This window comes from Corallococcus llansteffanensis (assembly GCF_003612055.1).
Classification (GTDB): Bacteria; Myxococcota; Myxococcia; order Myxococcales; family Myxococcaceae; genus Corallococcus; species Corallococcus llansteffanensis.
This window is the reverse complement of sequence record NZ_RAWB01001073.1, coordinates 1-1,045: the sequence shown is the minus strand read 5'-3', so window position 1 is coordinate 1,045 and position 1,045 is coordinate 1. Positions and strand designations below refer to the sequence as shown.

The following is a 1,045-nucleotide window of genomic DNA, read 5'->3' as shown; positions in this document are numbered from 1 at the left end:
CCCCCTTCCGCCACCATCGTCGCCCTCGCCACCGCGCCCGCGGCAGGCGCGGTGGGCATCCTCCGGCTGTCGGGGCCGGCGGCGTTGGCGGTGGGCCGCGCGCTCGCGCCCGGTGTTCCCGGGGTGCCCACGCCCCGCCATGCGTACCTGGCCACGTTCGTGGACGCGGCGGGCGGCGTGCTCGACGAGGGCCTGTTCCTCTACTTCCGCGGGCCCCAGTCCTTCACCGGCGAGGACGTGGTGGAGCTCCAGGCGCATGGCAGTCCGCGCCTCTTGCGGCTGCTGCTCGCGCGGACGCTGGAGGACGACCGGGTCCGCCCTGCCCTTCCCGGCGAGTTCACCCGGCGCGCGTTCCTGAACGGCCGCATCGACCTGACCCGCGCGGAGGCGGTCGCGGACCTGGTGGCGGCGGACTCGGAGGCCGCCGTGCGCGCCGCCGCGGCCGGGCTGTCCGGGGCGCTGGCGGAGCGGATCCGCGCGCTGGAGGAACCGCTGCGCGCGCTCCACGCGGACCTGGAGGGTGTCCTCAACTTTCCCGACGAGGCGGAGGGCGCGGACGCGGAGGCCGGTCCCCGGGTCACCACCTTGCGCGCCGAAGCCGAGGCCCTGCGTGCCGAAGTGGGGCGCGGCCGGCTGGTGCGCCAGGGCGCGCGCGTGGCCCTGTACGGCCCGGTGAACGCGGGCAAGTCCACGCTGTTCAACCGGCTGGTGGGCGAGGACCGCGCGCTCGTGGACGCCGAGCCCGGCACCACCCGCGATGCGCTGGAGGCCCGCGTCGAATGGGACGGGCTGGGCGTGACGCTCTACGACACCGCCGGCCTGCGCGAGGCCCCCGGCCGCGTGGAGGCCCTGGGCATCGCGCGCACCCGGGACCTGCTCGCGGCCGTGGACCTGGCGGTGCTCGTGCTGCCCCCGGAGGCCTCCACGGACGAGGCCTCGTCGTGGACGCGCGAGGCCGGCGCCACGCCCGTGCTCGTCGTCACCGGCAAGTGTGATGTCGCTCCCGTGGGAGGCACGGGCCCGGTATCTGTCGAGGCCCCTCCCC

Annotated in this window: 1 protein-coding gene; it reads left to right on the top strand. The window is 76.9% G+C overall.

From position 1 onward, the window contains the following. A partial coding sequence (locus D7V93_RS43405) for a tRNA modification GTPase (protein ID WP_244237859.1) occupies positions 1 to 1,045 on the top strand: 1,045 nt, incomplete at both ends.